General features: G+C 65.4%; 24 protein-coding genes. 12 read left to right on the top strand and 12 right to left on the bottom strand.

Translation table 11 applies throughout. The features are described 5' to 3' along the window. Nucleotides 1-84: 84 nt before the first annotated feature. Nucleotides 85-999, bottom strand: a complete 915-nt coding sequence (locus G6N33_RS14765) for a 3-oxoacyl-ACP reductase (protein ID WP_044508577.1) — start codon at nt 997-999, stop codon at nt 85-87. A 34-nt stretch (nt 1,000-1,033) separates the two neighbouring features. Further along, nucleotides 1,034-1,225, bottom strand: a complete 192-nt coding sequence (locus tag G6N33_RS14760) for a ferredoxin (RefSeq protein WP_044508578.1) — start codon at nt 1,223-1,225, stop codon at nt 1,034-1,036. Nucleotides 1,226-1,415: 190 nt separating this feature from the next. On the opposite strand from G6N33_RS14760, the gene G6N33_RS14755 reads away from it, so the two are divergent. The 5 genes from G6N33_RS14755 (at nt 1,416) to G6N33_RS14735 (ending at nt 6,950) form a co-directional block, all read left to right on the top strand. Next, nucleotides 1,416-2,597 carry an acyl-CoA dehydrogenase gene (locus G6N33_RS14755; protein ID WP_044508579.1) on the top strand — a complete coding sequence of 394 codons (1,182 nt, stop codon included), beginning with the start codon at nt 1,416-1,418 and terminating at the stop codon, nt 2,595-2,597. Between the two features lie 20 nt (nt 2,598-2,617). Further along, on the top strand, nt 2,618-3,715 hold the full coding sequence (locus G6N33_RS14750; protein ID WP_044508580.1) for an acyl-CoA dehydrogenase family protein: 1,098 nt from the start codon (nt 2,618-2,620) through the stop codon (nt 3,713-3,715). Between the two features lie 13 nt (nt 3,716-3,728). Next, nucleotides 3,729-5,270, top strand: coding sequence for a long-chain-fatty-acid--CoA ligase FadD17 (gene fadD17, locus G6N33_RS14745; protein WP_044508581.1), 1,542 nt, complete (start codon nt 3,729-3,731; stop codon nt 5,268-5,270). Nucleotides 5,271-5,274: 4 nt separating this feature from the next. Continuing rightward, nucleotides 5,275-5,988 (top strand): serine hydrolase, encoded by a 714-nt coding sequence (locus tag G6N33_RS14740; protein WP_044508582.1) that lies wholly within the window; start codon nt 5,275-5,277, stop codon nt 5,986-5,988. A 197-nt stretch (nt 5,989-6,185) separates the two neighbouring features. Further along, the gene (locus tag G6N33_RS14735) at nt 6,186-6,950 is read left to right on the top strand and encodes an alpha/beta fold hydrolase (RefSeq protein ID WP_044508584.1); all 765 of its coding nucleotides are present in this window, start codon (nt 6,186-6,188) and stop codon (nt 6,948-6,950) included. Here G6N33_RS14735 and G6N33_RS14730 read toward each other — a convergent pair. From G6N33_RS14730 to G6N33_RS14715, 4 genes are read right to left on the bottom strand one after another with little or no spacing between them, the layout of a single operon-like run. Continuing rightward, complete coding sequence (locus G6N33_RS14730) at nt 6,947-8,494, bottom strand: acetolactate synthase large subunit (RefSeq protein WP_044508586.1); 1,548 nt, start codon at nt 8,492-8,494, stop codon at nt 6,947-6,949. The two genes, G6N33_RS14735 and G6N33_RS14730, sit on opposite strands and share 4 nt — an antisense overlap. After that, nucleotides 8,491-9,315 carry an amidohydrolase family protein gene (locus G6N33_RS14725; protein ID WP_044508587.1) on the bottom strand — a complete coding sequence of 275 codons (825 nt, stop codon included), beginning with the start codon at nt 9,313-9,315 and terminating at the stop codon, nt 8,491-8,493. The genes G6N33_RS14730 and G6N33_RS14725 overlap by 4 nt, the downstream gene beginning before the upstream one ends. A 24-nt stretch (nt 9,316-9,339) precedes the next feature. Further along, complete coding sequence (locus G6N33_RS14720; protein WP_044508590.1) at nt 9,340-10,107, bottom strand: fructosamine kinase family protein; 768 nt, start codon at nt 10,105-10,107, stop codon at nt 9,340-9,342. Next, on the bottom strand, nt 10,104-11,756 hold the full coding sequence (locus G6N33_RS14715) for an acyl-CoA synthetase (RefSeq protein ID WP_044512456.1): 1,653 nt from the start codon (nt 11,754-11,756) through the stop codon (nt 10,104-10,106). The genes G6N33_RS14720 and G6N33_RS14715 overlap by 4 nt, the downstream gene beginning before the upstream one ends. A gap of 34 nt (nt 11,757-11,790) precedes the next feature. Between G6N33_RS14715 and G6N33_RS14710 the strand changes: the two genes are divergently transcribed. After that, a complete protein-coding gene (locus G6N33_RS14710) occupies nt 11,791-12,654 on the top strand; it encodes a crotonase/enoyl-CoA hydratase family protein (protein WP_044508592.1) in 864 nt (287 codons plus the stop codon). Between the two features lie 61 nt (nt 12,655-12,715). On the opposite strand, the gene G6N33_RS14705 is transcribed toward G6N33_RS14710, so the two are convergent. The 3 genes from G6N33_RS14705 to G6N33_RS14695 are packed head-to-tail and all read right to left on the bottom strand — an operon-like array spanning nt 12,716 to nt 15,722. Then, entirely contained in the window at nt 12,716-13,924 is a 1,209-nt protein-coding gene (locus G6N33_RS14705) for a cytochrome P450 (RefSeq protein ID WP_044508594.1), read from the bottom strand. Then, nucleotides 13,921-14,637 carry an acetoacetate decarboxylase family protein gene (locus G6N33_RS14700; protein WP_044508596.1) on the bottom strand — a complete coding sequence of 239 codons (717 nt, stop codon included), beginning with the start codon at nt 14,635-14,637 and terminating at the stop codon, nt 13,921-13,923. The genes G6N33_RS14705 and G6N33_RS14700 overlap by 4 nt, the downstream gene beginning before the upstream one ends. Nucleotides 14,638-14,681: 44 nt before the next feature. Then, nucleotides 14,682-15,722, bottom strand: coding sequence for an LLM class F420-dependent oxidoreductase (locus G6N33_RS14695; protein ID WP_101528710.1), 1,041 nt, complete (start codon nt 15,720-15,722; stop codon nt 14,682-14,684). A gap of 81 nt (nt 15,723-15,803) precedes the next feature. Here G6N33_RS14695 and G6N33_RS14690 point away from each other — a divergent pair, with 81 nt between their 5' ends. The 4 genes from G6N33_RS14690 to G6N33_RS14675 are packed head-to-tail and all read left to right on the top strand — an operon-like array spanning nt 15,804 to nt 19,482. Beyond that, the gene (locus tag G6N33_RS14690) at nt 15,804-16,802 is read left to right on the top strand and encodes a Zn-ribbon domain-containing OB-fold protein (protein WP_044508600.1); all 999 of its coding nucleotides are present in this window, start codon (nt 15,804-15,806) and stop codon (nt 16,800-16,802) included. A 15-nt stretch (nt 16,803-16,817) separates the two neighbouring features. Further along, the gene (locus G6N33_RS14685; protein ID WP_044508601.1) at nt 16,818-17,882 is read left to right on the top strand and encodes a thiolase domain-containing protein; all 1,065 of its coding nucleotides are present in this window, start codon (nt 16,818-16,820) and stop codon (nt 17,880-17,882) included. Next, nucleotides 17,882-19,075: a thiolase domain-containing protein gene (locus G6N33_RS14680; RefSeq protein WP_044508603.1), complete on the top strand. Its 1,194-nt coding sequence runs from the start codon at nt 17,882-17,884 to the stop codon at nt 19,073-19,075. Before G6N33_RS14685 ends, G6N33_RS14680 begins: the two co-directional genes overlap by 1 nt. Next, the gene (locus G6N33_RS14675) at nt 19,075-19,482 is read left to right on the top strand and encodes a nuclear transport factor 2 family protein (RefSeq protein ID WP_044508605.1); all 408 of its coding nucleotides are present in this window, start codon (nt 19,075-19,077) and stop codon (nt 19,480-19,482) included. Before G6N33_RS14680 ends, G6N33_RS14675 begins: the two co-directional genes overlap by 1 nt. Here the strand turns inward: G6N33_RS14675 and G6N33_RS14670 are convergent. After that, the gene (locus G6N33_RS14670) at nt 19,479-20,003 is read right to left on the bottom strand and encodes a gamma carbonic anhydrase family protein (protein WP_044508607.1); all 525 of its coding nucleotides are present in this window, start codon (nt 20,001-20,003) and stop codon (nt 19,479-19,481) included. The two genes, G6N33_RS14675 and G6N33_RS14670, sit on opposite strands and share 4 nt — an antisense overlap. Nucleotides 20,004-20,117: 114 nt before the next feature. On the opposite strand from G6N33_RS14670, the gene G6N33_RS14665 reads away from it, so the two are divergent. Further along, nucleotides 20,118-21,293, top strand: coding sequence for a Rieske 2Fe-2S domain-containing protein (locus G6N33_RS14665; RefSeq protein ID WP_044508609.1), 1,176 nt, complete (start codon nt 20,118-20,120; stop codon nt 21,291-21,293). Between the two features lie 5 nt (nt 21,294-21,298). Beyond that, nucleotides 21,299-21,745, top strand: coding sequence for a hypothetical protein (locus G6N33_RS14660; RefSeq protein WP_044508611.1), 447 nt, complete (start codon nt 21,299-21,301; stop codon nt 21,743-21,745). Between the two features lie 2 nt (nt 21,746-21,747). Here the strand turns inward: G6N33_RS14660 and G6N33_RS14655 are convergent, their stop codons facing one another. After that, nucleotides 21,748-22,902 (bottom strand): sulfotransferase family protein, encoded by a 1,155-nt coding sequence (locus G6N33_RS14655; protein WP_044508612.1) that lies wholly within the window; start codon nt 22,900-22,902, stop codon nt 21,748-21,750. Continuing rightward, nucleotides 22,902-23,684 carry an SDR family oxidoreductase gene (locus G6N33_RS14650; RefSeq protein WP_044508614.1) on the bottom strand — a complete coding sequence of 261 codons (783 nt, stop codon included), beginning with the start codon at nt 23,682-23,684 and terminating at the stop codon, nt 22,902-22,904. Before G6N33_RS14650 ends, G6N33_RS14655 begins: the two co-directional genes overlap by 1 nt. Between the last annotated feature and the right edge of the window lie 2 nt (nt 23,685-23,686).

Genomic DNA, 23,686 nt, shown 5'->3' with positions numbered 1-23,686 from the left:
CCCTGGTCAGGGGCGTTCCGGCAGTACTAATCTGACACACGTTCTACTAACGGATTCCGCCCCCGGGAGAACCTTATTATGCCGCTATTGCTCCATTAAAGCGGTCGCGGAAAAGTTCTGTTCAGGGTCGCGGCCAGCAAAGTAGCCCTGCAAAGTGCTGGTGAGTTGAGCAGCGTCCCAGGCGGGACCGTCCGCGATGAACCGGTGCTCCGCCGTCGGGGCTGAGACCAAGGTCACCTGCGGGCCGTAGACGATGAAGACCTGACCGTTGACCTCCGCGGCCGCCGGCGAGGACAGGAACTGCACCAGCTTCACCACGTGCTCGGGCGACAACGGGTCGACATCGCCTTCCTCTATATCCGGCACGCTGCCGAACACGTCGGCCGTCATGGCGGTGCGGGCGCGGGGGCAGATGGCATTGGCGCACACCCCGTAACGACCCAGCGCCCGGGCGGCGGTCAGGGTCAGCGAGATGATGCCTGCCTTCGCCGCGCCGTAGTTGGCCTGCCCCACCGGACCGACCAGACCCGCTTCCGAGGCGGTGTTGACGATCCGGCCGAAGATCGAACCGCCGGCGTCTTTGGCTTTACCGCGCCAATAGGTCGCGGCGTTGCGGGTGAGCAGGAAGTGCCCGCGCAGATGCACGGCGATGACCTGATCCCATTCCTCGTCGGACATGTTGAACAGCATCCGGTCGCGGGTGATCCCGGCATTGTTCACCACGATGTCCAGCCCGCCCAGCCCGTCGGCGGTGGACACTAGTTCGTCGGCGGTGGCGCGCTGACTGATGTCGCCGGAGACCGCGATGGCCTTGGAGCCGGCCGAGCTGATTTCATCGATGACGTCGGAGGCGTCCAGCGCGGTGGCGATGTCGTTGACGACGACGGTCGCACCCAGGCGCGCCAGCCCAAGCGCCTCGGCGCGCCCCAGTCCCGCGGCCGCGCCGGTAACCACCGCGACCTTGCCGGAGAGATCGGTCGCGTTCGTGCTGCTACTCAATTTATGAATACCTCTAGTTTCGGGGTCCTCGCCATTAGTCCGCACGCAGCAACGCCGCGCGCGGACACTCGGCGATCGCCTGCTCGGCGAGAGCTTCTTGGTCCGACGGAATCGGATCGGTCTTCACCACGGCATAGTCCTCATCGTCGAGGTCGAAGATATCCGGCGCGATTCCCAAGCACACCGCGTTACCTTCGCACCGGTCACGATCGACGATCACCCGCACGGCATCCTCCTTGAAGCTAGCCAGGGATCCGGCCCTATGGCCCCACAGAATGTAGCTCCACCATAGGGCTCGCGAACGCCTGAGGAAACGGTAGCTGGATTCCCAGACTAGAACGTGTTACAACCGGGAAGACGAACGGGTAGCCGTTGGTCGAGTCACAGCGTGTCACGTTAAGCAAAGGACGGCTGGAATGCGCATCAGTTACACCCCCGAACAGGAGGAGCTGCGTCGCGAGCTGCGGTCGTACTTCACCGGGCTTATGACACCCGAGCGTCGCGAGGCGCTGACCTCCTCGGGCGGCGGCGAGGTCGGGACCGGCACCGCGTACCGTGACACCGTCGCGCAGATGGGCAAGGACGGCTGGCTGACCCTGAACTGGCCCAAGGAGTACGGCGGCCAGGACCGTTCCCCGATGGACTCGCTGATCTTCACCGACGAGGCCGCGATCGCCGGCGTGCCGGTACCGTTCCTGACGATCAACAGCGTGGCGCCGACGATCATGGCGTTCGGCACCGAGGAACAGAAGAAGTTCTTCCTGCCCAAGATCGCCGCCGGGGAGCTGCATTTCTCGATCGGCTACTCCGAGCCCGGCGCCGGCACCGACCTGGCCAACCTGCGTACCACTGCCGTCCGCGACGGTGACGACTACGTCATCAACGGCCAGAAGATGTGGACCAGCCTGATCGCCTACGCGGACTGGGTCTGGCTGGCGGTGCGCACCAACCCCGAGGCCAAAAAGCACCGCGGCATCTCGATGCTGGTCGTGCCCACCACCGCCGACGGTTTCTCGTGGACGCCGGTGCACACCATGGCGGGTGTGGACACCAGCGCCACCTACTACTCGGATGTGCGCGTCCCGGTGAGCAACCTGATCGGCGAAGAGAACGGCGGCTGGAAGCTGGTGACCAACCAGCTCAACCACGAGCGGGTCGCGCTGGTGTCGCCGCAACCGATCTTCCTCGCGCTGCGCGAGGTTCGGGAGTGGGCACAAAACACCAAGGACTCCGGCGGGGCACGGCTGATCGACTCGGAGTGGGTGCAGCTCAATCTGGCCCGGGTGCACGCCAAGGCGGAGGTGCTCAAGCTGATCAACTGGGAGCTGGCGTCATCGGACGGCGAATCGCTCAACCCGGCGGACGCGTCGGCGGCCAAGGTGTTCGGGACCGAGTTGGCCACCGAGGCCTACCGGTTGCTGATGGAGGTGCTGGGCACGGCGGCGACCTTGCGCCAGGATTCGCCGGGGGCCAAGCTGGCCGGCCGGGTCGAGCGGATGCACCGCGCCTGCCTGATCCTGACCTTCGGCGGCGGCACCAACGAGGTGCAGCGCGACATCATCGGCATGGTCGCGCTCGGCCTGCCGCGAAACCGCTAAGCCCTGAGAAAGGGATATCGATGGACTTCACGACAACCGAAGCAGCCCAAGACCTCGGCGGCCTGGTCGACACGATCGTGGACTCGGTGTGCACGCCGGAACACCAGCGGGAACTGGACTCGCTCGAGCACCGGTTCGACCGCGACCTCTGGCAGAAGCTGATCGAGGCCGACATCCTCACCAGCGCATCGGCGTCGGTGCTGGGCGGCGATGGTTTCGGAGCGCTCGAGCAGATCGCGATCCTGGTCGCCCTGGGCCGCCAACTGGCCGCCGTGCCCTACCTGGAGTCGGTGATGCTGGGCGCCGGAGTGCTGGCCCGGTTTGGCTCCGAGGACTTGCAGCAGGCGTGGGGGGTTCCGGCCGTCAAGGGCGAGAAGATTTTGGCGGTCGCGCTCGACGGTGAGATGGGCGAAGGGCCGGTTCAGGCCACCAGCTCCGGCGAAGGCTATCAGCTGACCGGAACCCGCACCCAGATCAGTTTCGGCACCGTCGCGGACGCATTCCTTGTTCCCGCCGAAACCAATTCCGGCACAGCGGTTTTTCTGGTCACCGCCGAGGACCCCGGTGTTCGCGTGACCCCGTTGGTCACCACCGGCCTGGGCAGCGTCGCCCACCTGGGGCTGGACGGCGTGGTGCTGGATGAGGCGCGGCGGGTCGGCGGGGGCGAGGTCGCGGCGTGGCTGAGCACCCTGGGAACCTTGGGCCGCACCGCGTATCAGCTCGGGGTGCTCGACCGTGGGTTGCGGATGACGGCCGAATACGCCCGTGAGCGTGAACAATTCGACCGCCCGATCGGCAGTTTCCAAGCCGTGTCGCAGCGGCTGGCGGACGGCTACATCGACGTCAAGGGCTTGCGGCTGACGCTCACTCAGGCTGCCTGGAAGGTTTCGGAGGACATACCCGCCGAGCTCGACGTGGCCAGCGCGGCGTTCTGGGCGGCGGAGGCCGGGCACCGGGTCGCGCACACCATCGTGCATGTACACGGCGGCGTGGGCGTCGATACCGATCACCCGGCGCATCGTTATTTCCTGGCAGCCAAGGAAACCGAGTTCGCGCTGGGCGGTGCCACCGGTCAGCTGCGCCGGATCGGGCGCGAGCTGGCGGAAACCCCGGCCTAGCTACCCGGCGACGATGCGGTCCGGGCAAGCGGGCGTTTTCACCCCGGCGATCCCGTCGGATCCCACGGTCACCAAACTGTTGGCGCCGCTGGCTGAAATTGATGACCGGGGCGTCTTTTTCGAGGATTCGTTCACCAGCTGGCGCGACCATCTGCACCATGGGGCCGCGATCGCGGCGACGCTGCGCGAACGGCTCGACCCGGGCCGACCGCCGCATGTCGGCGTGCTGCTGGAGAACACTCCGCTGTTTTCGGCGATGTTGGTGGCGGCCGGAATGTCGGGCGTCGTGCCGGTCGGTCTCAACCCGGTGCGCCGCGGCGAGGCGCTGGCCAAGGACATCGCCAAGGCCGATTGTCAGCTGGTGCTGGCTGACGCCAAATCGGCTGCCCCGCTTGGCGACATCCCGCATGTGAATGTCGACTCGCCGGCGTGGGCCGGCGAGGTCGAGGCCCATCGCGACGCCGAGCCACATTTCCAGACCGCCTCGGCCGAAGACCTTTTCATGCTGATCTTCACCTCGGGCACCAGCGGTGAGCCCAAGGCGGTCAAGTGCAGCCACGGCAAGGTCGCGATCGCCGGATTGACGATGGCCCAACGCTTCGACCTCGGTGTTGACGACATCTGTTATGTGTCGATGCCGTTGTTCCACTCCAACGCGGTGCTGGTGGGGTGGGCGGTGGCCGCAGCATGCCGGGGTTCAATGGCATTGCGGCGCAAGTTTTCCGCGTCGAACTTCTTGGTCGACGTCCGCCGCTACGGTGCCACCTACGCCAACTATGTGGGCAAGCCGCTGTCGTACGTGCTGGCCACACCGGAGCAACCCGACGACGCGAATAACCCGTTGCGGGCGGTGTACGGCAACGAGGGAGTCCCCGCGGACATCGAGCGGTTCGGCCGCCGATTCGGCTGCGTCGTGCAAGATGGGTTCGGCTCGACCGAGGGTGGGGTCGCTATCGCACGCACTCCCGACACGCCGCCCGGCGCATTGGGGCCGCTGACCGAGGGGCTCGAGATCGTCGACCCAGACACCGGTAAGCCCTGCCCGGTGGGCGTCGTCGGCGAACTGGTGAACACAGCCGGGCCGGGCCGATTCGAGGGCTACTACAACGACCCCGCGGCCGAAGCCGAACGCATGGCGGGCGGCGTCTATCACAGCGGCGACCTTGCCTATCGCGATGAAGACGGATATGCGTACTTTGCTGGGCGGCTTGGTGATTGGATGAGGGTCGACGGTGAGAATTTGGGTGCCGCACCAATCGAGCGAGTGTTGCTGCGTTACCCTGACGCAGCCGAGGCCGCCGTCTATGCGATCCCCGACCCCGTGGTCGGTGACCAGGTGATGGCCGCGCTGGTGCTGACGCCCGGCGCCGAGTTCGATGCCGAACGGTTTAGAACCTTCCTAGCCGCGCAACCCGACCTGGGGCCCAAACAGTGGCCGTCATACGTCCGGATCAGTTCGGAGCTGCCCCGGACGGTGACGTTCAAGGTGCTCAAGCGCCAGTTGGCGGCCGAAGGCCTCGACTGCGATGATCGGGTATGGCCTATACCTCGATAGCCCCATGACGTCCAGACCTTTGGAGCTGGCGCTCGAAGCTAGCTTTGACCAGCTTGCCGAGGGGGTACCGGCCAACATTGGCGTCGCGGTTGCCCGACCGGACCGGACATATTCACTGGGTAGATGGTGGTCTGGCGTCGCTTGGTCGACAATCAAAGTTCCGCTGGCGATCGCGGCGCTGCGCAGCGACTGGCTCAATGCTCGTGACCTTGCGGTCAAGGCCATCGCCGAATCCGACAATCGCGCATCAGAACAGCTGTGGTCGCTGCTGGGCGAGCCGGTGGACGCGGCACGCAAGGTACAGGGAGTCGTCGCCGAAGGGGGTGACACCGCCACCGTGGTCGAATCACGCCGGCTGCGCCGTGGTTTCACCGCGTTTGGCCAGACGCAGTGGACGTTGCAGCGACAAGCCCGGTTCGCCGCGGAGCTGCCATCGATTCCCGGTGCGACCGAGGTAATCGAGATCATGGGTGACCTCATCCCCGATCATCGATGGGGGCTGGCCGCCAACGGCTTTGCGGCCAAAGGCGGTTGGGGACCGGGGACGAACGGTGATTACCTGGTCCGGCAATTCGGCATTCTGCCCACTCCGTCGGGGCAGTGGGGTGTGGCGTTGGCCGCCGAGGTGAGCGACCACAGTTTCGAGACCGGCGTCGAGGTCATCAACACGACGGTGGACTGGCTGATCAGCCGCCTTCCCGTGCTGGCTCGCTACTGATCGACGTCGATGAGTTCATTCAACGAACAGCGACCGAGCCGGCTGACCGGATCGATTCTCGGCACTGCCCAGTTACCCCGACAGCATTTTCGACAACGCGCGATGCCAATTTCGCGGAGCATTCCTACAATCTGACGAAAGCGTAAAATCAGCTGTGCCGCTTAGCTTTCCAGGCAACCGGCAGGCAGGAGACCGCGATGACGACATTCGCGTTGATACACGGTGGCTGGTACGGCGCCTGGTGTTGGGAACTGTTGACACCACTGCTCGAAAGCGGCGGACACCGGTCGGTGGCAATGGATCTGCCCGCCGCTGACGGATCGGCGACATTCGACACATATGCCGAGGTAGTGTGCGCCGCACTCGACGGCTGCAATGACGACGTGGTGGTGGTCGGGCACTCCATGAACGCTACGACGGCGGCGCTGGTCGCGGCGCGGCGGCCGGTTCGGCACGTGGTCTATCTGTGTGCCATCCCGCCTGCCCTCGGCCAGAGCCTGCAGGAACAATTCGCGACCGAAACCGACATGACCGACTTCGCCTGGATGGCAGCGCTCGGGGCGTTGGACGGGCAGGGAGCGCAGACGTGGGCCGACCACAGCCTCGCTCGACAGCTGCTGTTCGCCGACGTCGATGACGTCACGGCCAAACGTGCGATCGACCGGCTCCGGCCGCAATCCCCTGGGCCCACCGAAGTGAAGTTATCGCTCACCGAATTCCCTTCGACGAGATACACTTCCGTCATTTGCGCCGACGATCGGATGGTCCGACCGGAGTGGTCCAGGCGGGTCGCTCGCGAGCGGTTCGCCGCCGACATCGTCGAACTCGCCGGCGGTCACACACCATTCCTCTCCAGGCCGGCGGTACTGGCAAACCTGTTGCGGTGCATAGCAGATTTGCCTGAGGAAAGGATGCTCGTCGCGAAAAGTCGCCGCAGACCTTCTAATCCCACCGCCGTCTAGCCGGTGATCGAGGGCACCACCGCATCGATGAGGTGCGGCCCGGGCTCGGCTAAGGCGGCGCGCAGCGCATCGGCGAATTCCTCGGCCGTGGTCGCCCGACGCGCCGGCACCCCCATACCCTCGGCGATTTTGACGAAATCCATTGTTGGCCGGGACAAATCGAGCAGATCGAGTGCCTCCGGCCCGGGCGCCGATCCGGCGCCTACGCGTTGCAACTCGATGCGCAGGATGTCGTAAGCGCTGTTGTCGTAAACCACCGTCGTCACGTCGAGGTTCTCCCGCGCCTGGGTCCACAATCCGGAAATCGTGTACATCGCCGAGCCGTCGGATTCCAGGCAGAGCACCGGGCGGTCCGGAGCAGCCACCGCCGCACCCACCGCGGCGGGAATGCCATAGCCGATGGCCCCGCCGGTCAGGGTCAGCCAATCATGCGCGGGTGCTCCGGCGGTGGCCTGTGCCAGCAGCAACCCGGAGGTGTTCGACTCGTCGACGACGATCGCCCGTTCGGGCATCAGCGCCCCTATCACGCCAGCCGCCGACGCGGAGGTCAGCGCGCCAGTCGGCAATTGCGGGCGCGACGCGGCGGCCACCGGTGCCATGGTGCCGGGTGCGAGCTCCTCGGCCAAAGCCTCCAATGCGTCGGCCGCGCCGTCGTACTCGGCGAGCACGTGCACCCCGCAGCCCGCCGGAACCAGGTCGCTGGCCATGTTGGGGTAGGCGAAAAACGACACCGGCGATTTCGCGCCAGCCAGGACGAGATGCTTGGCGCCGTCCAGCTGGGCGGCCGCCGCTTCCGCGAAGTAGGCCAACCGATCCACGGCCGGGACACCGGCACCACGCTCCAGCCGGGTGGGAAACGTCTCGCACAGCAAGCGCGCCCCGGTCGCCTCACAGATCCGGGCTGCCGCGGCCAGACCGCGGGCCCGGGTCGCATCGCCGCCCACCATGATCACCGTCGGCTCCCCCGACTTCAGCACCTCGGCGACCTCGGGTCGCAACAACGGGGCCGCCGCCGGGCGTGCGGCGGGAGCCGGCGCGGGCTGGGCTCCGTCCGACCAGGATGCATCGGCAGGCAGGATCAAGGTGGCGATCTGCGACCCGGCGCGGCACGCGGCGATCGCCTCGGCGGCATCGAGTGCGACGTCGGTGGCGGCACCCGAGCGGCGCACCCATCCCGAGACGGTGCCGGCAACCGCGTCGATGTCGGATTCCAGTGGGGCGTCATACTTTTTGTGGTACGTGGCGTGGTCGCCGACGACCACCACCATCGGTACCCGGGCTCGCCGGGCATTGTGCAGATTCGCCAGGCCGTTGCCCAGTCCAGGCCCCAGATGCAGCAGCACGGCGGCCGGACGGTCCGCGATGCGCGCATACCCGTCGGCCGCACCCGTCGCGACGCCCTCGAAAAGGGCGAGCACACCCCGCATCTGGGGTACGGCGTCCAGCGCGGCCACGAAGTGCATCTCCGAAGTACCGGGGTTGGCAAAGCATACGTCGACGCCGGCGTCCACCAGCGTCTTGATCAAAGCCTGCGCACCGTTCACCTGTTCGCCTCCAGTCTGAATACGCGTTCGGCGTTGCCGTGCAGAAAGTCGTGACGAGCCACCTCGTCGAGTCCCAGGTCGTCCAGCCCGACCAAAGCATGCTCGTGACCGATCATCGGGTAGTTGGTGCCGAATAGGACTTTGCGTTGTCCGGTACCGGTTTTCATGAATCTAATCAGTTCTTCCGGCAGCCGCCGCACGGTATAGGCGGACGTATCGATGTACACATTGTGGTGCTTACGCGCGACGGCCACCATCTCCTCGGTCCAGGGGTAGCCGACGTGTCCGCACACGATCACCAATTCGGGAAAGTCGAGCGCGACCTGGTCAACGTAGGGAATCGGGCGGCCGGTGTCCGACGGCCGCAGCGGGCCCGTGTGACCGACCTGAGTGCAGAACGGCACGCCCGCATCGACGCACTCGGCGAACAGTGGGTAGTAGCGGCGATCGGTGGGCGGGGCATTCCACAGCCACGGCACCACTCGCAGCCCGACGAATCCCGCACTGATTCGTCGCCTCAACTCGCGGACCGCTTCCATCGGACGATCCAGGTCGACCGTCGCCAAACCGGCAAAACGGTTCGGATGCAACCGAATCCACTCCGCGACCTCGTCGTTGGAGATCAGGTCTTGGCCGTTGGGGCCGTACCACGCGCTGAGCAGACCCCACTGCACGCCGGCGGCGTCCATCGACGCCAGCGTCGCCTCGATCGCAACGTCGCCGTCCGGCATCGACCCGCCCGTCCACCGCCGCAGGGACGCCAGCATCTCGCTGCGCAGGAACCGCGCCGTCGGATGCTGCATCCACACATCGATGGTCATCGCGCTCAACAGTAGTCGCGAGGTTCAGCCGGCCAGGACGGCCCGGGCACAGGACCACACCCGTTGCACATAACCGCCGCCGAACAGCACGACATGGGCCAGCAACGGGTAGAGCTGATGCAGTCCGATGCGCTGACGCCAGCCCGGCTGCAGCGGTCGTACCTCCTGGTAGCCGGCGACGACGAGCTCGTAGTGCGGGCAGCCGAACAGGGCGAGCATCGCGAGGTCGGATTCCCGGTGCCCGGCGTGTGCGGCCGGGTCAATCAGCACCACGCCGTCCCGCGTCCACATCACGTTGCCGCTCCAGAGGTCGCCATGCAGCCGCGCCGGCCCGTCATCGTCGTCGAAGTCGCCCGCCCGGCAGCGCTGCATGACGGTGTCGATGAGGGTGCGGGTCGAGGCGTCGAGCCGTGGCGCGGCACGCTCGGCCATGGGAGCCAGTCGCTCGTCGGCGTAGAACTCGCCCCAGCGTGGATGCGGTCGCAGCGACATCGGCAATGGGTGCGCCAGCGGGCCGAAAAAGCCCGGGCCGGTCCAGCCGTCGGGACCGGCGCCGAAGGCGGGCGCACCCGCGTCGTGCGTGACAGCCAATCGACGGCCGAACACGCGGGCCGACGCGGAGGTCGGGCTCACCGACGCGAGTCGGCGCAAGACAAGGCTGGATGCGTCGACCGATACCACCCGCGCGCACGGCACGCCCCCGGGGACAGCGGATAACCAGCGCAGGCCCGCGGCCTCCCACGCAAAGTAGCCGGGGGGCGCGTTCGGATTCTGTTTGGCGAAGTCGCTCAAGCGGTCACGTGCGCGGCGTGCACGTCGTCGGCGGGCCGAGCCTCGGTCTGCTCCTTGGCCCAGCGGTAATCCGGCTTCCCGGCCGGTGAGCGCTTGACCTCGTCGACCAACCAAAGGCTGCGTGGCACTTTGTATCCCGCGATCTCAGAGCGCACAAAGGCGTCGAGCTCGGCCAGCGTCGGCCGGGTTCCGGGTCGGGCCTGCACCACCGCCGCGACATGCTGGCCGTAACGCGGGTCGGGCACCCCGACCACCAACGCGTCGAAGACATCTGGGTGGCCTTTGAGGGCGGCCTCGACCTCTTCGGGGTAGATCTTCTCGCCACCACTGTTGATCGACACCGAACCGCGGCCCAACATCGTGACGGTGCCGTCCTCTTCGACGGTGGCGAAATCGCCGGGGATGGCGTAGCGGACGCCGTTGATGGTCTTGAACGTCTCGGCGGTCTTCTTCTCGTCCTTGTAATAGCCGACGGGAATGTTGCCCTTCTTGGCGATGAAGCCGCGAACTCCAGAGCCCGGCTTGACCTCGTTGCCGTCCTCGTCGAGGACGACCGTGCGGTGATCGATTGTCACGCGCGGACCGCCGCTGTGCGGGGCGTCCTTGGCGACGACGCTGGTACCTCCAAACCCTGTTTCCGAAGAGCCGATGGAATCGGTGATCACCCGGTTCGGCAGCAGCTCGAGCAGCTTCTCCTTGATGCTGGGCGAGAACAGGGCCGCGGTGGAGGCGAGCAGAAACAGCGACGACAGGTCGTACTCGTTACCTTTGTCCTGGTGGGCCAGCAGGGCGTCCAGCAACGGCCGGGCCATCGCGTCGCCGGTGAAGAACAGCAGGTTCACTTTGTGCTCGTGAATCGTGCGCCAGACTTGGTCGGCATTGAATTCGGGTGCCAGAACAGTGGTTTGACCGGAAAAGATGGACATCCAGGTCGCCGACTGGGTGGCGCCGTGGATCATCGGCGGAATCGGGTAGCGGACCATCGGCGGGTTGGCCGCGGCGGCCTTGGCCAGGTCGTACTCGTCGGAGACGAATTCGCCTGTCACGAAGTCGGTTCCACCGAACAGCACGCGGTAGATGTCCTCGTGCCGCCACATCACGCCCTTCGGGAATCCGGTGGTGCCGCCGGTGTAGAGCAAGTAGATGTCGTCGGCGCTGCGCGGGCCGAAGTCGCGTTCGGCTGAGCAACCGGCGATGGCGGAGTAGAACTCGACGCCGCCGTAACGGTGGTAGTCGTTGTCGCTACCGTCCTCGACCACCAGCACCGTCTTGACGTTCGGCGTCTCGGGCAGCACGTTGGCCACGCGATCGGAATATTGCCGCTCGTGGACCAGCGCGACCATGTCGGAATTGTCGAACAGGTAGCGCAGCTCGCCCTCGACGTAGCGATAGTTGACGTTCACCAGGATTGCGCCGGCTTTGACGGTGCCGAGCATCGCAATGACGATCTCAATGCGGTTGCGGCAGTAGAGTCCGACTTTGTCGTCTTTTTTCACGCCCTGTTCGATGAGGTAGTGCGCGAAGCGGTTGGCCTTCTCCTCGAGCCCGGCGTAGGTGAGCTTGTCAGCACCGCAGATGAGGGCGACACGGTCAGGCACGGCGTCGATGGCGTGCTCGGCAAGATCGGCAATATTCAGGGCCACGGCCACCAAATTAGAACGTGTTACATTTCTTGACAAGTTCATGCTCGATGTGGAGGGAAAGGCGGGAGCCGTGGCCCCTGATAACGGCCAAGCGCCAGCAAAGGTCGAATCCGGTCCTCAGCAGGCAGACGCGCTGGTCGAGCAGCGTGGCCACACCCTGATCGTGACCATGAACCGCCCGCACCGGCGCAACGCGTTGAGCACCGAAATGATGGAAATCATGGTGCAAGCCTGGGATCGCGTCGACAACGATGACGACATCCGCTGCTGCATCCTGACCGGCGCCGGCGGCTACTTCTGCGCGGGGATGGACCTCAAGACAGCAACGCAAAAGCCGCCGGGCGATTCGTTCCAGGACGGCAGCTACGACCCGTCACGGATCGACGCGTTGCTCAAGGGCCGCCGGCTCAAGAAGCCGCTGATCGCTGCCGTCGAGGGTCCGGCAATCGCCGGCGGCACCGAGATTTTGCAGGGCACCGACATCCGGGTGGCCGGCGAAAGCGCGAAGTTCGGCATTTCCGAGGTCAAGTGGAGCCTGTATCCGATGGGCGGCTCGGCGGTGCGGCTGGTGCGCCAGATCCCCTACACCGTGGCCTGCGACCTGCTGCTGACCGGTCGACACATCACCGCCGCCGAGGCCAAGGAGATCGGCCTCATCGGCCACGTCGTTCCCGACGGGCAGGCTCTGGCGAAGGCGCTCGAGATCGCCGAGGTGATCGAGAACAACGGCCCGCTCGCCGTGCAGGCCGTGCTGAAGACGATTCGTGAGACCGAGGGCATGCACGAGGAAGAGGCGTTCAAACCGGACACCGCCAACGGCATCCCGGTGTTTTTGTCCGAAGACTCGAAGGAAGGGCCGCGCGCGTTCGCCGAGAAGCGTAAGCCCATCTTCAAAAACCGCTGACTGGGCCGTACCGCGTTCGTCCTGCGTACCGTCGGCGGCTGCTGGCGATCGGCGATGAAACTCAGCGCAGCGGCGCGCCGGGGGTGAATTCGACCGGCATCTTCTCCAGGCCGGACACAAAATTGGCCGGCCGCAGCGGCAGCGGCGCGTCGGGGGACGCCAGCCGCAGGTCGGGCAGGCGCTGCAGCAGGCGGGTTTGCATGATCGACAACTCCAACCGGGCGAGCTGGTTGCCCAGACAGAAGTGCGTGCCGAAGCCGAACGCCAGATGATTGTTCGGGTAGCGCTCGATGTTGAACTTCTCGGGCTCGTCGAAGACTTTCTCGTCGAAGTTCGCCGACTCGAAGAGCAGGATCATCTTTTCGCCCTCGCGCAATTGCGCGCCGTGGAACTCGGTGTCGGAGGTGACCGTGCGGGCCATGTTCTTCACCGGCGCGGTCCAGCGCAGCATCTCTTCAATTGCGTTGGGCAACAAGCTCAAGTCGCTCGCCAGCCGCCGGTGCTGATCGGGGTGCGCAAGCAGCTGACGGGTGCCGCCGGATAGCGTGTGTCGCGTGGTTTCGTCGCCGCCGATCAGCAGCAGCAGCACCTCGGTGACGATTTGGTGGTCCTCCAGCCGGGAACCTTCGACCTCGGCGTGCACGAGCACGCTGACTAGATCGTCGGTCGGTTCGGACTTACGCGCCTCGATCATGCCCATCATGTATTGGCTGTAGGCGGCAAAGGCATCCATCGTGACCTGAACGTCGGCTTCGGCCGCGGTGCTGCTCAGCGCCCCAACCAGATCGTCGGACCACTTGAGGAACATCGTGCGTTCCTCGGGCCGCACGCCGAGCATGTCGCCGATGACTGCCATCGGCAGGGGTGCGGCCAGGTCCCAGACGAAGTCACACTCGCCGCGTTCGCACACCGCGTCGATCAGCGTGTCGCACAGCAAGGTGATCTTGGACTCCAGATCCTTGACGCGCTTGCGGGTGAAGCCGGAGTTGACGAGCTTGCGGCGCAACAGGTGTTGCGGATCGTCCATCTCGATCATCATCTCTACGCCGGGCTGGTCTGGGCGGATGCCGCCGGCATTCGAAAACAACTCGGGGTTGCGCTCCGCCTCGATCACGGCCTGGTAGGTCGACGCCGCAGCCAGGCCGTTTCGATCCCGGAAGACCGGCTCGTTCTCGCGCATCCACTTGTAGACGGACCGCGAGTCGCCCGCGTAGAACGCCCCGTCGGTCAGGTCGACGTCGGGTTTGGTCTTCAGATCGGGAAGGGTCATGAGATCTCCTGGGCGTCGCCGAATGTCATCTGTACCTGGTCCGCCGAGCTGGACAGCATGGCGCGCTTCGGAAGGCCCAGCGAGGCAAGCTCTTTCGCATAGGGATGGTCACCCAGCCGGACGCGTACCCCGCCAAGCCGGGTCCGCACGCCGTCGAGCGTGTGCTCGAACGCCGTCTCGCGGGTGATCCCGTCGCGATGCGAGTAGCTGCGCTGGGCCTGAGTGCGCGGCATCAGACGAATCGGCAGACCAGGGCGAAAGTCCATGCCGATCACCAATTGCCCGTCGACGGTGCAGTCGAAGCCGAATTGGCGCTCGTCCCGAATCGTGAAGTCCGCCATGACTTTCGGATAACCCCAGATCTTTGTGCCGGCCTCCAGCGTGAACGGCTGATCCACGGGCAGATGGTGGATGAACGCTCCGGCCGACTGCAGTGCCCGCGGCCCGCTGGCGGTGGACCCGGGCGGGTTGACCATGACGCTGGTGCCGAACTCGTAGTACTGCCCCAGGTCGCCGTCGATGTAGTGCATCAGCATCAGGACCACGACGGTGCGGCCGGGCAGATACCGGCAGACCTGCAAGCCGCTGTAGTCGATCAGGTGCTGGGCGGCGTCGGCGTCCACCGAGAACATCGCCATGTGCTGATTTGCCTGGCGGATCCTCACCGGCATGGTGAGAACGGTGCCCGCGATGGTGTGCTGCGACACAGTCATCCGGTCAATCTAGAACCCGTTCTACTGACGGGGCAAGCCTGGGCCTAGATCAGCGCGGCGAGGTCCCGGACCTGCTGGGGAGAGCGGCCGGAGACGACCATCATCGTGACGCCTGCGGCCTCCCACGCCGCGATTTGCTTACGCACGTAGTCGACGTCTCCGACGATCGCCGCGTCGTCGATGACCTCGTCGGGGATGATCTCGGCGGCTCGTTCTTTGCCGTCCTTGCGTCCACTGCGGAACAGCTTGGTGACGTCGTCGACCACCTCGGCGTAACCCATCCGGCGATAGACGTCGGCGTGGAAGTTGGTGTCCTCGGCGCCCATCCCACCCATGTAGAGCGCGATGTAGGGCTTCATGGCCGCGAACGCGGCGCTGCGGTCGTCGGTGATCACGATGTTGGCCGTCGCGCAGATCTCGAAGTCCTCGCGGCTGCGGCGGGCGCCCGGCCGCGCGAAGCCTTCGTCCAGCCACTCGTTATAGGTGTCGGCCATCCGCGGGGTGTAGAAGATCGGCAGCCAGCCGTCGCAGACCTCGGCGGCCAGCGCAATGTTCTTCGGGCCCTCGGCGCCGAGCATGATGGGAATGTCCGCCCGCAGCGGATGGGTGATTGGCTTGAGCCCCTTGCCCAGGCCCGTGGTGCCCGCTCCGGTCCGCGGCAGCGGATAGTGGGGGCCATCGCTGGTCACTGGCTTTTCGCGGGCCCAGACCTGCCGGACGATGTCGATGTATTCGCGGGTGCGCGCCAACGGCTTGGGAAACGGCTGGCCGTACCAACCCTCCACCACCTGCGGGCCCGACACACCGAGGCCGAGAATGTGCCGGCCGCCGCTGAGATGGTCGAGGGTGAGCGCCGCCATCGCGCATGCCGTCGGCGTGCGGGCCGACAGCTGAACAACTGACGTGCCCAGCCGCACCCGCTGCGTCGACGAGCCCCACCATGCCAGCGGCGTGTAGGCGTCCGATCCCCAGGCCTCGGCGGTGAATACGGCGTCGAATCCCGCGGCCTCCGCCTCGGCGACGAGTTCGCCGGCGTTCTCCGGCGGATGTGCACCCCAATATCCGAGCTGCAAACCGAGCTTCATGTCTCCGCCTCTCCGGGCCGTGATGGATTCGATCCAAAGAAATATTTGAAACGGTAGTTAGAACCTGTTCTACTCGAAGGCGTGACAGCCACTTCGAGCGGCCCGACCACGATCGATCACTCTGAGCCGCCTCTCTCAGCGCCGCTAACCCTGGCCTTCGACTACACCCGTTCAGTGGGTCCTACGCTAGGCAAGTTCTTTACCGCACTGCGTGAGCACCGCATCCTCGGAGTGCGCGGATCCGATGGCCGGGTGCACGTGCCGCCGGCCGAATACGACCCGGTCACCTATGAACCGCTGGGCGAAATGGTACCGGTCGCACCGGTCGGCACCGTGGTCTCCTGGACGTGGCAGCCCGAGCCATTGCCGGGCCAGCCGCTGGACCGACCCTTCGCGTGGGCACTGATCAAGCTCGACGGAGCCGACACCGCGCTGCTGCATGCCGTCGACGCCGGCGAACCCGCCGAGATCAAGACCGGCGCGCGGGTGCATGCGCACTGGGCCGACGAGACGGTGGGCGCCATCACCGACATCGCGTACTTCAAGCTGGGCGAGGACGCCGAACCAGCTTCGGCGCCCGAGGGCTCGTCCGATCAGGACCCGGTAACCATGATCGTCACCCCGATCTCGTTGACGATTCAGCACACCGCATCCCACGAGGAAAGTGCCTATCTGCGTGCCATCGCCGAAGGCAGCCTCCTCGGCGCGAAGACGGGCGAGAACGGCAAGGTGTACTTCCCCCCGCACGGTGCCGACCCGGCGACCGGCCTGCCCACCACCGACTTCGTCGAACTGCCGGACAAGGGCACCGTAACGACGTTCGCGATCATCAACATCCCGTTTCAGGGCCAGCGAATCAAGCCGCCCTACGTGGCGGCCTACGTGCTACTCGACGGCGCGGACATTCCCTTTCTGCATCTAGTCGCCGACATCGACGCGAACGAGGTGCGGATGGGCATGCGAGTGGAAGCGGTGTGGAAACCCCGCGAGGAGTGGGGATTTGGCATCGACAACATCGAGTACTTCCGTCCGACCGGTGAGCCAGACGCCGACTACGACACCTACAAGCACCACCTGTAAAGGGCCCCACTGCACATGAGCGAACGCAAAGTTGCGGTCGTCGGCTTTGCCCACGCCCCGCATGTCCGCCGCACCGACGGCACCACCAACGGTGTCGAGATGTTGATTCCCTGCTTCGCCCAGCTGTACGAGGATCTCGGCATCAGCAGGACCGACATCGGATTCTGGTGTTCCGGATCCTCCGATTACCTTGCTGGACGGGCCTTTTCATTCATCTCGGCCATCGACTCGATTGGCGCCGTGCCGCCGATCAACGAGTCACACGTCGAGATGGACGCCGCCTGGGCGCTTTACGAGGCCTACATCAAGATCCTGACCGGCGAGGTCGACACCGCGCTGGTGTACGGCTTTGGCAAGTCCTCGGCCGGGATCCTGCGGCAAATCCTGTCGCGTCAGACCGATCCCTACACCGTCGCGCCGCTGTGGCCGGACTCGGTGTCGATCGCTGGATTACAGGCCCGCATGGGTCTCGAAAACGGCAAGTGGACCGACATCCAGATGGCCCGCGTCGCCTTCGACTCCTTTGCCAACGCCCGCCGCGTCGACCGGGTGGAGCCGCCGGTCAACGTCGAGGAACTGCTCGACCGTCCCTTCCACACCGACCCGCTGCGCCGCCACGACATCGCGCCGATCACCGACGGCGCCGCCGCAATCGTGCTCGCCGCCGACGGCCGGGCCCGCGAACTGCGCGACAACCCGGCCTGGATAACCGGAATCGAGCATCGGATCGAAACTCCGGTGCTGGGAGCGCGTGACCTCACCGAGTCGCCGTCGACCAAGGCCGCGACCAAGGCGGCCACCGGTGGCACCACGGCGAACCTCGACGTCGCCGAGATCCACGCCCCGTTCACCCACCAGCACCTGATCCTCGCGAACGCCATCAGGATTCCGGGCAAGACGAAAGTCAACCCGTCCGGTGGCGCGCTGGCGGCCAACCCGATGTTCGTCGCCGGGCTGGAACGCATCGGATTTGCCGCACAACATATCTGGGACGGCTCCGCGAACCGGGTGCTCGCACACGCCACCAGCGGGCCAGCGCTGCAACAGAACCTGGTCGCGGTGATGGAAGGAAAGAACTGATGGCCGGCGCAGGGGCGCACCTCGCCGCGGTACTGGGTACCGGGCAAACGAAATATGTGGCCAAGCGCAAAGACGTTTCGATGAACGGCTTGGTGCGCGAGGCGATCGACCGTGCCCTGGAAGACTCCGGGTCGACATTCGACGACATCGACGCGGTGGTCGTGGGCAAGGCGCCGGACTTCTTCGAGGGCGTCATGATGCCCGAGCTGTTCATGGCCGATGCCATGGGCGCCACCAACAAACCGCTCATCCGGGTGCACACCGCGGGTTCGGTCGGTGGATCCACCGCAGTGGTGGCGGCCAGCCTGGTGCAGTCCGGGAAATACCGGCGGGTGCTGGCGATGGCCTGGGAGAAGCAGTCGGAATCAAACGCCATGTGGGCGTTGTCGATTCCCATTCCGTTCATCAAGCCGGTAGGCGCGGGGGCGGGGGGCTATTTCGCCCCGCACGTGCGGTCCTACATCCGCCGGTCGGGCGCGCCGTTGAACATCGGCGCCATGGTCGCGGTCAAGGACCGGCTCAATGGGGCACGCAACCCGTTGGCGCATTTACACCAGCCCGACATCACCGTGGAAAAGGTGATGGAATCGCCCATGCTGTGGGATCCGATCCGCTATGACGAGACCTGCCCGTCCTCCGACGGTGCGGCCGCCGTCGTCATCGGTAACGAGGAGATCGCCGAAGCCCGCGTGGCGCAAGGGCACCCGGTTGCGTGGGTTCACGCGACCGCGTTGCGCACCGAACCGTTGCAATTCTCCGGCCGTGACCAGGTCAGTCCGCAGGCCGGCCGCGATGCGGCGGCCGCACTGTGGGCCGCAGCCGGGATCAAGAGCCCGATCGACGAGATCGATGCCGCCGAGATTTACGTGCCGTTCTCGTGGTTCGAGCCAATGTGGCTGGAAAATCTGGGCTTTGCCGCCGAGGGCGAAGGGTGGAAGCTCACCGAGGCCGGCGAGACCAAGATCGGTGGACGGCTGCCGGTGAACCCCTCCGGGGGCGTGTTGTCGTCGAACCCCATCGGCGCCTCGGGCTTGATCCGGTTCGCGGAGTCGGCGATTCAGGTGATGGGTAAGGGCGGCGACCATCAGGTGCCCAACGCCCGAAAGGCGTTGGGCCACGCCTACGGTGGCGGTTCACAGTACTACTCGATGTGGGTCGTCGGTGCCGACAAGCCCGAAAAAGTAAGCGCGTGATGGCTGAGCATCTCGCGCACGAGGCCGGTCGTCGCTCCCGTGCGGCCGTGACGGCCAGGGACAAGGACGCTTGGCTGGCGTTGTTCGCCGACGACGCCATCATCGAGGACCCAATCGGGCCTTCGGTGTTCGACCCGGAGGGCAACGGGCACCGCGGCCGTGACGCGATCGCGGCGTTCTGGGACAAGGCGATTGCTCCGACGAGCAAAATCGAGTTTGTTTTCCGCGACACCTATCAGTGCGGCAACGAGGAAGCCAACGTCGGACAGATTCTCATCACGACCGGCGAATACCAAACGACCGCCGAAGGCGTGTTCACCTACAAGGCCGACGACGAGGGCCGGTTGGTGGCGTTGCGCGCGTACTGGGAGATGGACCGGGCCGCCGCCAACACGCGCAAGATCTAGATCGGCTCCAACCCGTCAAGGTGCCGCTGGGCCAGGTCGCGATAGGTCTGCGGGTTGAGATTGACCCAAATCTCCGCACCGGTTCCCGCGATCGGGCCCTTGATCTGCGCCGGCGCCCCGACGACCAGCACGCCCGAGGGAATCTGCGTGCCGGCCGTCACGAGAGAATGGGCCGCGATCAAGCTGCGCGCCCCGATGACCGCCCCGTCCAGCACGGTGGCGTGGTTGGCAATCAGTGCCTCGGCGCCGACGTGTGCGCCGTGCACGACGCACAGATGGGCCACCGTCGCACCCGGCCCGATATCGACCGGGATCCCGGGCGTCGCGTGCAACACCGAACCGTCCTGCACATTGGCGCCCTCGCGCACCACGATCGGCCCGAAGTCACCGCGCAGGACGGCGTTGAACCACACCGATGCGCCGGCTTCGACCGTGACGTCGCCGATCAGGGTTGCGGTAGGCGCCACGAATGCTGTCGGATCGATCCGCGGCGCGCGTCCCTCGAAAGCAAACAGCGGCATCGTTTAGATATACCTCAGCCGGAATATCCCGTGGCTAGGACCACTCTCGTTGCGCGGTCGCAGGACAAAACTGTAACGTGTTCTAGTTAGAGGGCAAAACGTTGGAGGTGACAGGTGACTACCGACACGAAAGCGGTCGGCATCCGGGAGATCGATCCCGGCGCCTTGCCGACCAGGTATGCCCGGGGCTGGCACTGCCTGGGTGTCGCGAAAGACTTCCAGGACGGCAAGCCGCACCCGATCGAGGCGTTCGGCACCAAGTTGGTGGTGTTCGCCGATTCACACGGGGACATCAAGGTTCTCGACGGCTACTGCCGGCACATGGGCGGTGACCTCTCCGAAGGCACAATCAAGGGCGACGAGGTCGCCTGCCCATTCCACGACTGGCGCTGGGGCGGGGACGGCCGCTGCAAGCTGGTGCCGTATGCCAAGCGCACGCCCAAGACTGCCCGCACCCGCGCCTGGACGACCGACGTGCGGGGTGGCCTGTTGTTCGTCTGGCACGACCATGAGGGCAACCCGCCGGATCCGCAGGTTCGAATCCCCGAGATTCCCGAGGCCCATTCCGACGAGTGGACCGACTGGCGGTGGAACCGCATCCTCATCGAGGGGTCCAACTGCCGGGACATCATCGACAACGTCACCGACATGGCGCACTTCTTCTACATTCACTTCGGCTTGCCGACGTACTTCAAGAACGTTTTCGAGGGGCACGTCGCCTCGCAATACCTGCACAACGTGGGCCGCCCGGACGTCAACGATCTCGGAACTTCTTACGGTGAGGCGCATCTGGACTCCGAAGCGTCCTACTTCGGGCCGTCGTTCATGATCAACTGGCTGCACAACAGCTACGGCGGCTACAAGGCGGAGTCGATCCTGATCAACTGCCACTACCCGGTGACGCAGAACTCGTTCGTGCTGCAGTGGGGCGTGATCGTGGAGAAGCCCAAGGGCATGGACGAAGAGATGACCGACAAGCTATCTCGCGTGTTCACCGAAGGCGTCAGCAAGGGCTTCCTGCAGGATGTCGAGATCTGGAAGCACAAGACCAGGATCGACAACCCGCTGCTGGTCGAGGAAGACGGTGCGGTTTATCAGCTGCGCCGCTGGTACCAGCAGTTTTATGTCGATGTCGCCGACATCGAGCCCGAGATGGTGGAGCGCTTCGAGATCGAGGTGGACACCACCCGCGCCAACGAGTACTGGAACACCGAGGTCGAGCAGAACCTGAAGGCACAGGATCATCTCGAATCGAGTGCGGCCGAAGACGTTCCGGCCAAACAGCACTGATCCTGATGCCTGACGATCAGTCGGCGGTTCCTGACGTCGATCGGCTGGCCCGGTCGATGCTGTTGCTGCACGGCGACGGGCATGACCACGAGGACAAGCCGGCCCGCGACGGTGGCTCGGGAACGTGGTCAAAGTCCCGGGATTTCGCGAACGACCCGGAACGCGCGGCCGCGGTTCGCGAGGCCAGCCGCGCCGACCGGGAACGTTACCTCACGTCCGGTTTGCAGCCCGTGGATTGCCGGTTCTGCCACGTCACCGTGACGGTCAGGCGACTGGGCCCGGGACACACTGCCGTGCAATGGAATACCGAAGCATCACAGCGGTGCGCACACTTCGCCGAGGTGCGTGCAGCAGGCGGCGACACGGCACGGACCAGGGCCTGCCCACGGCTGTCCGACAGCATCGAGCATGCCGTGGCCGAAGGCGTCCTCGAGCACCCGGCCGACGAATAGATTCACAGACCGGTGAAGCGCTCTTTGACCTCTTCGGCGGTGAGACCGTAATCGGCGAGGGAGTACTTGTGTTTCGGCGCCCGCGGACCGGTCTGGCTTTCGGCGTGGCTGTCCGCCATGGCCTTGCGCGCCTCATCGGTAAGCGTCAGGCCGAAATGACGGTAGACGCTTTCGACCGTTCCGAGCGGATCGGCGATCAACTCGTGGTAGTCGACGTCGAAGAACTGAGCGGGGTCGTGTTTGGCGCGTACGGTGTTGAACCGCTGCAGACCTCGTGACCAGGTTTCCATTGCGTCCGCGCCGATTTGGGCGCCGTGGAACGTCGTCGACCATCCTTCGGCGGTGTGCTGCGCTAGCGAGCACATCGATGCCAGGATCGTCTCGACCGGTCGATGGGTTTGGATCACCAATGCATCGGGGTAGGTGGCCAGCAATGCGTCCAGCGCGAAGAGATGGCTGGGATTCTTTAGCACCCAACGCTTTTCGGCGTCGTTGAGACCGATGAGCTGAAGGTTGCGGCGGTGCCGACGGTAGGACGGCGTCCAATCCTGCTCCGAGAGCCACCGCGAGTAGCTGGGTAGGTGTGCCAGCGTCTCGTAGGAGACCGAATGCAACGACTGGCGCAGCAACTGCCAGCACTCCTCGAGCTCATAGGCGGCCATGAAATGCAACCCGGTGTAATCCGGGTTGTCTTGATGGTGCTGGGTGAACTGTGCGTCCAACTGGCGGTACCACGGGTTGGATTCCCAGGTTTCGCGCGGCGGACGCGGCTGCGGAAACTCGGCCAGCCACAGGTGTAGTCCCTGATGGCAGGGGTCCGCACCCAGCAGGCGGTGCAAGATCGTGGTGCCGGTACGCGGCAACCCGGTGACAAAGATCGGCCGTGCGATGGCGACGTCGGCGTGCTGTGGATACTGCTTCCAGGCGGCTTCGGAGAGCAGCCGGGCCACCAGCGCGCCGCGTAGGAAGAACCGATTCATCTTGCTGCCCAACACAGTTAGGTTGGCGTCACGCTGGTAGGAATCCAACAGCACGCCCAGCGCTTCGCGGTAGTTGTCGTCGTCGGGGCCGAAGTCGTCGAGTCCGACCAGTTTGGTCGCCGACGCGTGCAAGTCGTCGACGGTACCGATATCGGTCCGGCCGGCTAGCTCAGGCATTAGGTGTGGTACTCCCCGCAGTTGACGTCCAGGGTCTGCCCGGTGATGCCGCTGGACAGATCGCTGGCCAGGAACATGATGGCCGAGGCGACCTCATCTTCGGTGGGCAGCCGCTTGAGATCGGAGTTCGCCGCGGTGGCCTGATAGATCTGCTCGGCCGTGGTGCCGTACTTGCCGGCCTGATGGTTGAAGTAAGCCTGCAACGTGTCGCCCCAAATGTAACCGGGCGCAACCGAATTGACGCGAATACCCTGGTCACCTAGCTCGGTGGCCAGCGAATGCGACATAGACAGCAGCGCGGATTTGGCCATCTTGTAGGCGCCGTACTTTGCCTGCGAGTGCCGCAACACCATGGAGTTGACGTTGACGATCGACCCGTGCGAGGTGGCCAGCGCCGGGGTGAAGGCTTGAATCAATCGCAATGCCCCCAAGGCGCTCAACTCGATCGCGTCGCGGATGTGTTGAAAGGTGGTGCCGGCCAATGGCTTCATTGACGGCACCCGGAATGCGTTGTTGATCAGCACGTCGGCCCTGCCGTAGGTGGCCATGGTCTGTTCGACGAGGTTGTTCACCTGGCCGTCATCGGTGATGTCGGTACATACCGCCAACGCCTGGTGGCCGGCGTCCTTGATCTGTTGAGCGACGTCCTCGAGCCGCTCCGCCGTGCGCGCTGCCAGCACCAGGTCCGCCCCGTCGCGCGCACATCGGTGCGCCAGGGTGGTGCCCAGGCCCGGGCCGACGCCGCTGATGATGACTACTTTTTTGTTGAGCATCCCAAGCATCG

It is taken from the genome of Mycobacterium simiae (assembly GCF_010727605.1).
GTDB classification, from domain to species: Bacteria; Actinomycetota; Actinomycetes; order Mycobacteriales; family Mycobacteriaceae; genus Mycobacterium; species Mycobacterium simiae.
This window is presented reverse-complemented; position numbering and strand designations above follow the sequence as displayed.

What these genes read in the sequence shown, in the direction of transcription:
- G6N33_RS14755 (WP_044508579.1), top strand. Translation starts at nt 1,416, where the DNA reads ATGCGCATCAGTTACACCCCCGAACAGGAGGAGCTGCGTCGCGAGCTG.
- G6N33_RS14750 (WP_044508580.1), top strand. Translation starts at nt 2,618, where the DNA reads ATGGACTTCACGACAACCGAAGCAGCCCAAGACCTCGGCGGCCTGGTC.
- fadD17 (WP_044508581.1), top strand. Translation starts at nt 3,729, where the DNA reads ATGCGGTCCGGGCAAGCGGGCGTTTTCACCCCGGCGATCCCGTCGGAT.
- G6N33_RS14740 (WP_044508582.1), top strand. Translation starts at nt 5,275, where the DNA reads ATGACGTCCAGACCTTTGGAGCTGGCGCTCGAAGCTAGCTTTGACCAG.
- G6N33_RS14735 (WP_044508584.1), top strand. Translation starts at nt 6,186, where the DNA reads ATGACGACATTCGCGTTGATACACGGTGGCTGGTACGGCGCCTGGTGT.
- G6N33_RS14725 (WP_044508587.1), bottom strand. Translation starts at nt 9,315, where the DNA reads ATGACCATCGATGTGTGGATGCAGCATCCGACGGCGCGGTTCCTGCGC.
- G6N33_RS14710 (WP_044508592.1), top strand. Translation starts at nt 11,791, where the DNA reads ATGCTCGATGTGGAGGGAAAGGCGGGAGCCGTGGCCCCTGATAACGGC.
- G6N33_RS14705 (WP_044508594.1), bottom strand. Translation starts at nt 13,924, where the DNA reads ATGACCCTTCCCGATCTGAAGACCAAACCCGACGTCGACCTGACCGAC.
- G6N33_RS14700 (WP_044508596.1), bottom strand. Translation starts at nt 14,637, where the DNA reads ATGACTGTGTCGCAGCACACCATCGCGGGCACCGTTCTCACCATGCCG.
- G6N33_RS14695 (WP_101528710.1), bottom strand. Translation starts at nt 15,722, where the DNA reads ATGAAGCTCGGTTTGCAGCTCGGATATTGGGGTGCACATCCGCCGGAG.
- G6N33_RS14685 (WP_044508601.1), top strand. Translation starts at nt 16,818, where the DNA reads ATGAGCGAACGCAAAGTTGCGGTCGTCGGCTTTGCCCACGCCCCGCAT.
- G6N33_RS14680 (WP_044508603.1), top strand. Translation starts at nt 17,882, where the DNA reads ATGGCCGGCGCAGGGGCGCACCTCGCCGCGGTACTGGGTACCGGGCAA.
- G6N33_RS14675 (WP_044508605.1), top strand. Translation starts at nt 19,075, where the DNA reads ATGGCTGAGCATCTCGCGCACGAGGCCGGTCGTCGCTCCCGTGCGGCC.
- G6N33_RS14670 (WP_044508607.1), bottom strand. Translation starts at nt 20,003, where the DNA reads ATGCCGCTGTTTGCTTTCGAGGGACGCGCGCCGCGGATCGATCCGACA.
- G6N33_RS14660 (WP_044508611.1), top strand. Translation starts at nt 21,299, where the DNA reads ATGCCTGACGATCAGTCGGCGGTTCCTGACGTCGATCGGCTGGCCCGG.
- G6N33_RS14655 (WP_044508612.1), bottom strand. Translation starts at nt 22,902, where the DNA reads ATGCCTGAGCTAGCCGGCCGGACCGATATCGGTACCGTCGACGACTTG.
- G6N33_RS14650 (WP_044508614.1), bottom strand. Translation starts at nt 23,684, where the DNA reads ATGCTTGGGATGCTCAACAAAAAAGTAGTCATCATCAGCGGCGTCGGC.